This window comes from Paenibacillus albiflavus (genome assembly GCF_004344915.1).
Lineage (GTDB): Bacteria > Bacillota > Bacilli > Paenibacillales > NBRC-103111 > Paenibacillus_AM > Paenibacillus_AM albiflavus.
This window is the reverse complement of record NZ_SKFG01000052.1, coordinates 1-9196: the sequence shown is the minus strand read 5'-3', so window position 1 is coordinate 9196 and position 9196 is coordinate 1. Positions and strand designations below refer to the sequence as shown.

10 protein-coding genes are annotated in these 9196 nt (G+C 37.2%); all 10 read right to left on the bottom strand.

Annotated elements, in window-relative coordinates:
- Positions 1–87: 87 nt before the first annotated feature.
- Complete coding sequence (locus tag E0485_RS23930) at positions 88–1212, bottom strand: IS110 family RNA-guided transposase (RefSeq protein ID WP_132420291.1); 1125 nt, start codon at positions 1210–1212, stop codon at positions 88–90.
- 232 nt (positions 1213–1444) lie between these two features.
- Complete coding sequence (locus E0485_RS23925) at positions 1445–2077, bottom strand: hypothetical protein (protein ID WP_132420567.1); 633 nt, start codon at positions 2075–2077, stop codon at positions 1445–1447.
- A 292-nt stretch (positions 2078–2369) separates the two neighbouring features.
- Positions 2370–2720, bottom strand: a complete 351-nt coding sequence (locus E0485_RS23920) for a VOC family protein (protein WP_132420566.1) — start codon at positions 2718–2720, stop codon at positions 2370–2372.
- 274 nt (positions 2721–2994) lie between these two features.
- Positions 2995–3495 (bottom strand): GyrI-like domain-containing protein, encoded by a 501-nt coding sequence (locus tag E0485_RS23915; protein ID WP_132420565.1) that lies wholly within the window; start codon positions 3493–3495, stop codon positions 2995–2997.
- 301 nt (positions 3496–3796) lie between these two features.
- On the bottom strand, positions 3797–4627 hold the full coding sequence (locus tag E0485_RS23910) for a GNAT family N-acetyltransferase (protein ID WP_132420564.1): 831 nt from the start codon (positions 4625–4627) through the stop codon (positions 3797–3799).
- 256 nt (positions 4628–4883) lie between these two features.
- On the bottom strand, positions 4884–5240 hold the full coding sequence (locus tag E0485_RS23905; protein ID WP_132420563.1) for a VOC family protein: 357 nt from the start codon (positions 5238–5240) through the stop codon (positions 4884–4886).
- A gap of 276 nt (positions 5241–5516) precedes the next feature.
- Entirely contained in the window at positions 5517–6050 is a 534-nt protein-coding gene (locus E0485_RS23900) for a GrpB family protein (RefSeq protein ID WP_132420562.1), read from the bottom strand.
- Positions 6051–6376: 326 nt separating this feature from the next.
- Positions 6377–7873 carry a serine hydrolase domain-containing protein gene (locus tag E0485_RS23895; protein WP_132420561.1) on the bottom strand — a complete coding sequence of 499 codons (1497 nt, stop codon included), beginning with the start codon at positions 7871–7873 and terminating at the stop codon, positions 6377–6379.
- 350 nt (positions 7874–8223) lie between these two features.
- Positions 8224–8652 (bottom strand): GNAT family N-acetyltransferase, encoded by a 429-nt coding sequence (locus E0485_RS23890; protein WP_132420560.1) that lies wholly within the window; start codon positions 8650–8652, stop codon positions 8224–8226.
- Positions 8653–8917: 265 nt separating this feature from the next.
- Positions 8918–9196, bottom strand: a 279-nt coding sequence (locus E0485_RS23885) for a GNAT family N-acetyltransferase (protein ID WP_132420525.1), incomplete at its 5' end; no start/stop codon positions are given.

The window sequence follows — 9196 nt, the reverse complement described above, 5'->3', positions numbered from 1 at the left end:
AATACAAGACGCGAATCTTATTCTCACTACCGCGTTGCCTTCGGGCCCAAAAATTCATTTTATTTTTCTCCTCTTTGCTAATTGATCCTATGCTGCTGCTTTCTTACATTGCTCTACTTCTCTAGCTACCGCCCATATAAATCCTAATAATTCTCTTCCAACTGCCGTTATGGCTACACATTTTTGCTTCCCTCGTTGAATAATAAGCCTGAAATATCTCTCGTGAAGACGATGCTGCGCCTTCCAAGCTATTGCTTGTATTTCTGCACTTTGGTTATGACCTTTTTCTTGCATTCTTGCTGACATCGCTGGACGATGCCGATACTGCCATGCAGCTTCTGTTACTACTCTCCTGACATGGGCGTTGCCTGACTTTGTAATCTTTCCTTTCCAGTTCGTTTCTCCACTTGATCTTTCTCGTGGCACGATCCCTGCATATGCCATTAGTTGTTGTGCCGAACGGAATCGTGCAAAACTGCCTATTTCAGCCACTAATGTTACTGCTGTTACAAGCCCAACTCCTCTTAATGACTGTATCGCTTGGATTACTTCTGCCTGGGGTGCTGTTTCACTTTGTTGCTCAATTTCCCTTTCTATTCGTTCTAGCCTTTTTTCACTTTCTAATACGACTTGTAGATAATCTTGAAATACAAAATGTTCGTTTGATCGTTCAAATTTAATTGCTCCAAGCCACTTTTTGTAGCTTTTTGTCCATCTCTTCTTAATAGTTGACGGCTGGTATATTTGATGACGTAGCATAAATTTTAGGATCCGTTGTCTTGCTCGATGCAAATCTTCTTTTGCATCTTCTCTTGCTCGAACTAAGTCTCTTAGTGCTTCTGTGTCTCGATCTGGCACATAAACACTTGTTAGTTCTCCTGCTCTGAATAATTGTGCTAGTCGCATGGCATCTCTGCGATCTGTTTTAATTCGATCTCCAGCACGCTTAGGAATTAGTGATGGGGCTACTACACTACATTTCACGCCCATACTTGTTAACCATCTATATAATTCGTATCCTGTCGGGCCTGCTTCATAACATACTTCAATTTGTTCTTTGTCACCCAGTTGTTTGATTAGTTTTCTCACTGCCTCTGGCTTATGCGGAATACTTCCCCAATAACGTGCTTCTTCTCTTCCACTTTCAGCAATCGCTATGACAATGGTATCCTTTGAAACATCCATTCCTACATATTTTTGGGCATACTTCATAGTAACCAGCTCCTTCTGTTTTATAGCTCTGTTAAAATAGTTTATCCAACTACTTTAATAACCTACGTTGTACAATTGGAGCTGGTCTCGTCATAATAACTCACGAACTTGAGAACCTTAAGGCCCGTCCAGCCGCTGCGCAGTTGGGTTCGCAGGATGTCCGCCTGACTCCGATTCCTCGAATTGCCCCGGGAGGATCAAGGGGCGTCATCAACGCAGCGCGAATATAGTGTTAACTGATGTTCCTGCCTTCATTGATTTCCTTTAATAAAGTTTGATCTAATCCTTTTAAGTCTTCTGTCATTTGTTCTATGAACTCTTCAACTACTGTACTTGTAATGTACTTATTTAAAATTTTTGGTTCATTTTCTTCTCGACCTAGCCACTCAAAAATACTCTTTCTCCATATATCTAGTTCGCTCTTGTCAAATATTCCTTGTACTTCATAGAGAGGCGATATCATGATATCTTTTACCAATTGTTTTGTGATTTGTTCATTACGATACATATAAAACTCCATCTGATTCTCTTCTTGCCACAAACGGTTTCTGAAGTTCCGATCGTTATTAGAAATGATATTCTTAAGTTTACTCCACGCTAAGTCAACATAAATATGTGCAATATAACCTAAAAAGAAATCAATATGGTCATCTGGAAACCTGCCAACGTCTACATTTGCATTAAGAAATGCTAAAAATTCATCTATTGATGGATTTCTACCTAAATGAGATTTCTCTTTACCTTCTTGTACATCTTTCCTTACTAATACTGCGTCTGGTGCAACACAACCAAGAAGATACGCAGGTTTAGGTTGATTATGATGATATCTATTTGCAATCGCAAAATGTATCATTGGCCACGGCATACTCTCACCTACTTTGACATAGCATTTAAAATTAGCTTAGCAGGAATATCAATTAACGTTTCTGCATTCACGAACCCGAGAACCATAAGGCACGTAGTGCCGGCCGCGACGCGTTTAGGTTCGCAGGATTGTCCGACTGACTCCGCTTCCCCGAAAATCCTCTTGCGGACCAAGGGGCGTCAGATAGGCAGCGAAAATACGTTGTTATAAGATGTTGTCGACTTCTCTAATTTACTATCACTTGACTTATATGTATTTAAATTAATTAAAAAAAGGCCTGCGATAGCAGTCCTTATTTATTCTGAATTAATCCAAAGCCAATCCCTACAGGATCAACTAAATATGCTAAATAAAAATTATCAAATTCCATTTTATCTCTTACTATTTGAGCTCCTAATTCTTTAGATTTAATTATTGCTTGATCTATATCTTCTACTTCTATTTGAATTCTTGTTCCATGCGGATAATCGCTAGGTCCCATCGAAATACCGCCATCAATTCCCGGTTTATGGTTTTCACCAGTAACTACAGGATGATACCCCCAGTTTGGTTCCGCAATCTTCCACCCAAAAACAGTTGAATAGAACTCAGCAGCTCGTTTTGGATCTTGACTATTCATTTCAAATAATACAACTCTACCCATTTATATAACACCCCCAAGTAATTTGGAACATATACCCAATATATCGAATATTTGTTCCCATGTAAATGGTTTTATTATTTATTTGCTCTCTTTCGCCGATTTCCTATAACGTTTGTGTATCTACGATCCCGAGAGGCTTAAGCGCGCTTGCGCCCGGGTCCGACGGACTTAGCCTCGCAGTAGTTGTCCGCCTGATCCAGCTCCACCGAAAATCCTCTGGCAGACCAAAGGGCGTTAGCACGCATCGTGAATACGTTGTTAGACGATGCCATCCTCATCTCGAGTTGCTTTCAATAATTACTGGTATCATCAACTCGATTTCGTTGTCTTCCCTTAATCTATCATTTAAGTCATTATTTATATTCTTAACTTCTAAAACATATGTGTTTACATTGTTATGTATCTCATGTTCATTAATATATTCATGGACTTTACTATACGCCTGATTTACATAGTCATTTAGTGCACCCTTATATAAATAACTCACATAATGATGTGACGGAATCTCTATACTGAACATATCAGTAGGAACTATACTATCTCCCATTACTTCAACACCAATAAAATAGTGACATCTGTTTTTGTCATTATCTTCCGATAATTGGGGATAGAATCCAATGATTTTATCGCTATCAGTTCTTCCATTAATCTCATCTAATCTAGATTTTAACAAATTCCAAGCTTTTGTCATTTCGATTACCATATCATCAAAAGGACAGATAATATGTATTCCAATAACTCGACATGTTTCTTTATTTATTAGATTGACTGACATCTTCTATCGCTCCTTTATGTTTAAAAATGGTTTATAAAATTGCATTAGAATGGTTTCGTCTAACGTTTCCGAAATCACGACATCCCACCACCTTAAGCCCGAAGGGCGGCCGCGTTGCGGTTAGATAGTGCGGATGTGTCCCGGCAACTGCTTCTTCGGTTATCTTCCAGGACCGAGGCAGCTTGTCTGCCGATGCGTGAACACATTATTAGGCGACGCTTCCGTCCTCCTCGAAATTTCGTACAATCATTGTTTTAATAATCCAATATTAAAATCTATAACTATAAGCCTATCAGAATAATCACCACATTGATCTTTTAGTCATTCTCGCAAATCTAGGGCCTGCCTGAAACCCGGCTTTTTTATAAAGTATTTCAGCATAATTACCAACAGTAACACATAATTTAACAAGCTCTGTATGGGTGTTCGCAGCTTCTTTTATATGATTTAACATGAACTCTGCAATGCCTTTGTTCCTATAATGAGGAACAACGCATAATTCTCCGATTTCAGCAAATCCTAATGGCATTTTATCGCTTATACCAGCTATACAAAGTCCAACGATTTCTTGGTTCTGTTCATTTACGACATATATCGAAAGATTCCTTTGTTTATATACTTGCAAAAGATACGATATATCCTCCATTATCTTCTCATCATTGGGTACACCAAAGATCTCGTAATCAATTCCTTCTCGGTATCCTTCCTTCATTACGTCTTTTATTTTTGTTATTTCAAAAGAATCGTCCAAATAATAAAAGGACAATCCCTTTGGAGTTACGGATTTTTTACTTACACCCGTTGGACAGCACATTACTTGTCGAATTACATTTACTTTAAAGCCTAATGACAGCAGTATATTTACATCATCTTGCAGAACCCCGTTGACATTTCTGATATCTTCGCAACAGTTTAATAATATCCTCCACATTAATTGTCGATCTGAAAATGGAGGAATTATAAAAGGAAACATTAAAGTATCATTGATCTTAATAACCCCTCCAATTCTATTATCGTCACACATTATCCAAAAGCATTGATCAGTAAACTTCGTATCCTCCAAGCGAGTATTCCAGTCATACCACATCTCAATATCAGAGTTAGAATAGATAACTTGATGAACTGCAAACATTTTTTTTCTGCTTGAGCTAATCTATATTGTGTCATAATGTTGTACCTCACAGATTTATTTTGAAGTTTCTCCTAACGTTTGTACATTCACGAACCCGAGAACCTTAAGGCAGCTTGCTGACGGCCGCGACTCGGTTAGGATCGCAGGGTTGTCTACTTGATTCCTCTTTCTCGAATTGCCTTGGGAAACCCATCAGGGCCGTCAGGCCCGCCGCATGAATACGGTGTTAGCTAATGTTCTTGCCTGCCTCGAATTACTACAAAATTGTTTCTTTAATTTCTATTCTGTTTCCTTCTGGATCTATAATTACTCCGATCGTTCCCCAATTAAATTTATGTACTTTTATATCAGCTCCACGAGTAGTCATCTCTGATATTGTTTGTTCAAAATCTTCTACATCTATTCTTAATACTGTCGGATTTTGTGCTCTAGTTTTCTCAATATGCGATGCGACCCCTTTATCTTCAATCATTAAATAGCTGTTTCCAAATTCTAATATTGTCAGACCTACTTTTCGTTCACGAACAGGTAGACTTAATACCGATATATAAAATTCAACGGTTGACTCATAGTTCTCCATAAACACAACAATTCCTGATTCTTTTATTTTCATATTCTTTTCTCCTCGTTTTTTGATAGGTTTTTATTTTTATCAGTTTTTTCGATGGTTTATAAATATTGCAAGAATTTCTGCTAACGTTGTGTATTCACGAACCCTCACTGGCTTAAGGCGCGTTGCTCCGGGTCCGACAGACTTAGCCAGTGCAGGGTTGTCTGCTGAACAGATTCCTTGTAATGGCGTCTTGCAAACTAGGGGCGTTAACCCTTTGCGTGAATATGGTGTTAGACGCTGTTGCCTCTTCCTCGAAATCTCCCACTAATAATTACATTATTTGTCCTTTACCTTATATATGGTTTTGTTCAATACATCTGCTACAAATTCAGTCTTCATTAGGCTGTAATTATCGATATCATATCGGTACGTTTCAGCAAGTTTAATTTTCAATAATTCATAGTCTTTACGAGCGGATTCATTTGCTCGCAAATAATCTCTAAATGCGATATGTTCTAAAAATCCCTTCCCATCTTTAGGGCAAACATAAAGATGATACTTCATGCATCCATCGTTATATCTTCTTCTAAATGCTTCTCTTCCCTCTGTTCCTAGATTCCCCTCATACTCATATCCTTCTTGTTCTAATCGTTCAATAATACTAGGTAAAACATCAAGACTTTCAATTACTACATCAAGATCAATAATCGGTTTTGCCGATAAACCTTCCACAGATGTGCTTCCAACATGTTCAATAGTTAAAATCAAATCTCCGATATAGCTAAATATCATTTCCTGGATTTTTTCAAATTCTGCTTTCCATTCAGGATTATATGGAATAACTTCTATTACTCTTCTTTTATGCGTCATTTCTAGCTCCTTATTTTACTGACATGATTGTTTTTTTATATTCATTTAGGAAATTGCGTCTAACGTTTCTGTATCTACGAACCCGAGAGGTTTAAGGCGCATACGCGCCGGGTCCGCCGGGACTTATCCTCGCAGGGTTGTGAGCTGAATTCGCTTCTCTGCACACCTCATCTTGCGAACCAAGGGCCGAACAGCCCGAAAGTGTTAGACGATACCACCTAGCGATACTTTCATAGTTCATTACGATTTTGTGGACAGCTATCTTATATTTTTTGTTGCTATGCCTTCCGATAACGTTCAGTTATTCACGAAATGACCCTGATTTTTTATAAGCTTCCTCTAATTATTACTATTTTTTTAATATTAATAATAATCGATAAAATGAAATTGATAGCAGCAAGACCCATCCAGATAAATATTGAATACGACATCCACACCCTTATCATATAATAATTATTGTTGAATAGATAAGGCCAAATGAATACCAATGCCAAAAACATAATGCTTAAGATAAGACTGACACTACTTCCAATTAACTTCCTGACTCTTGTCTTTTCATCTTTAATGTTTAGTTTTATTCCTCTAACTAGTTTAATTGCCTTAAGACATATGTTAACGACTGCTACTATTACTAAGAATGAAAATATCAAATCAATTAATACATAAACGTCATCATAATTAAATTTATTCATAGGATTGCCATTCATACTTTCATATATATTATTAGCAATTTGCGATGGTGCAGTTGAATTCATATTAGCCAGTACAAAAATGGCCTGCTGCTTTTCTAAATTAATAATAACCTGTGAGGAATAATTAGGATTAACTCCACTATGACTAACAACTCTATTTTTAGTATCAATACTCCATCCGAATGAATAGTATTGATTTTCATCTTCATATCCAGCCGTATTGATGTCGACTTGATGAGACTGTTGTATAGCATTCAAAAGATTTTCTGGTATATAGCCTATCCCCATTTGGGCATTAATCCAGCGTTCTAAATCTTTTGAATTCGTTACCAAATATCCTGCAGCGATATTCCCATAATATCTAGGGGCATCATATTCTAAGTCCTTACCAAATAATACACGATATCCTTTGGTAAGTTTATCAGATTCCTTTTCCTGACCTGTTGTAAAATAACTATCAGTCATCCCTAAAGGAACCAGTATGTTTTCAGTTACGTAATCCTGATAACGTTTACCTGTAGCTTTTTCAATAATCATCGCTAAAATATCATAATTAACGGTAGCATAATTATATGCTGTCCCAGGATACGTATCTAATGCAATGTCTGAAACATTATGTATCGTTTTTTCAAGCATTTCCTCAGTAGTACCTTCAGGAATTAACTGAATACTCCACGGTGGAATCCCACTTGTATGAGCTAACAACTGATTAATAGTAATATTAACTTTCTCACCCTTAATGGTTGGCTCAAACGAAGGAATATAATCTGTAATAAAATCTGAGCGTGATAAGTATCCCTCATTTTCTAATAAAATAACGGCCAAAGCCGTAAATGCCTTTGTAGTCGATCCCAATTCAAATAATGACTCTTCAGTTACCCTCTTCATATTATTAACATCTGCATATCCGTAATTCATATATTCTGTCTTGCCCTGCTTTAACAATACCACTGCTACTCCTGGAGTGGCCGATTTGGACATTATGGTTTCCACCATATTATCCGTATTATCATAATTTCCTGTGCTTACCAAACTACCAAGTTCATTCCAACAAACTATAGTAGTAATGATCACGATAAGTAGGATGACACAGACTGTTGATGTACCTGTTTTACTTAGTATTTTCTTCATTGTAATTCTCCCTATTGTAAGTCTTCAAAATATGATACGCCATCCATAATTACCTGCTTGGTGCCTTTATGACATAGAAAAGCGAAGTTCCTGAAGCCAATTAATTTTAAAGATTTTTTGAGTCTATGCTGATTCCTTTCTATTCTTCAAGTGGTTTCGTCTAACGTTGTTGTATTCACGAACCCGAGAGGCTTAATGCGACGAATGTCGCCGGGTGGCTACGCCACTTAGCCTCGCAGGGTTGTCTACTGAGTCTACTTCTAGTAATTGCATCTAGCAGACCAGATGCGAATGCACCGAGAGTGAATATTGTGTTATATGATTCCTACGTCTTCTTCGAATATACCCATTCAATAATTATCAAAGGTTTTCTTCAAGTAATAGTGTGTATGTCTACCTGCATTTTCGATCATGCCATACACTTCAAAGCCTTGCTTCTTATAAAAATCTAAAGCTTGAAAACCTAATGTATCAGTCTTCATAAATTCACATTGTTTCTCCCTTGCTATTCTCTCAACCTCATGCATTAGTTTTGTGCCATAACCTAACTTTCTATATTCAGGTTCTACATATAAGTATTGTATTTCGAGCCAGTTCCAACAAATCTCTCCTAGTATTCCACCACAAACTTGCTCTTGTTCGTCCTTAAGAAAAATATGTAATTCTTGATATCTCCCTTTTAAATCATCAGGAAAATGTTTCATATTGTATTCAAACATTTTGTTCCTAACATAATTCTTCAGCTCATCACTGTTTTCATTCATTATCGTTAATGACATAGGATTCCATTCCTCCGGTTGGATTAGGTATACGGTTTTATAGGTCTTTGCGTAGGTTTCATATAACGTTTCGCATTCCTGACGTCCAAGCGGCTTAAGGCAATAAAGTTGCCGGGTCGTCAGACTTAGCCGGTTGGATGTGTCGCCTGATTTACTTCTCCGAAAATCCTCTCGGTGACCGAGGAGCTTTAGCGACGACGCAGGAATGTAATGTTAGCTGATGTCAACGACCTCTTCGAGTAACCTAGCACAAGTTCTTTATAGTTTATTTTAACTTTAGTTTATATATAATCTCGCCATCTTGGTTCTCTTTATCTTGATTGACAAAACCTAATTTCTCGTAAAGCTTTCTAGCATGATTATTACTTTTTTCGATTGTTAGAGAGATTACTTCGCATTGTCTGTTCATCTCCTGAATGAATTCTAATATTCTTTTAAGAGATTGTGTTCCTAATCCCATCCCTTGATATTCCTTGTCTATTTGAAAGCCACCGATCCAGTAATTATTAGTACTATTAGGTGTATAGGAAAGATAGAAAAATCC

Excerpts from the sequence above, each read along its gene's own strand:
- E0485_RS23895 (WP_132420561.1), bottom strand. The coding sequence starts at position 7,873 with ATGAAGAAAATACTAAGTAAAACAGGTACATCAACAGTCTGTGTCATC.
- E0485_RS23920 (WP_132420566.1), bottom strand. The coding sequence starts at position 2,720 with ATGGGTAGAGTTGTATTATTTGAAATGAATAGTCAAGATCCAAAACGA.
- E0485_RS23925 (WP_132420567.1), bottom strand. The coding sequence starts at position 2,077 with ATGCCGTGGCCAATGATACATTTTGCGATTGCAAATAGATATCATCAT.
- E0485_RS23905 (WP_132420563.1), bottom strand. The coding sequence starts at position 5,240 with ATGAAAATAAAAGAATCAGGAATTGTTGTGTTTATGGAGAACTATGAG.
- E0485_RS23915 (WP_132420565.1), bottom strand. The coding sequence starts at position 3,495 with ATGTCAGTCAATCTAATAAATAAAGAAACATGTCGAGTTATTGGAATA.
- E0485_RS23900 (WP_132420562.1), bottom strand. The coding sequence starts at position 6,050 with ATGACGCATAAAAGAAGAGTAATAGAAGTTATTCCATATAATCCTGAA.
- E0485_RS23930 (WP_132420291.1), bottom strand. The coding sequence starts at position 1,212 with ATGAAGTATGCCCAAAAATATGTAGGAATGGATGTTTCAAAGGATACC.
- E0485_RS23910 (WP_132420564.1), bottom strand. The coding sequence starts at position 4,627 with ATGTTTGCAGTTCATCAAGTTATCTATTCTAACTCTGATATTGAGATG.
- E0485_RS23890 (WP_132420560.1), bottom strand. The coding sequence starts at position 8,652 with ATGTCATTAACGATAATGAATGAAAACAGTGATGAGCTGAAGAATTAT.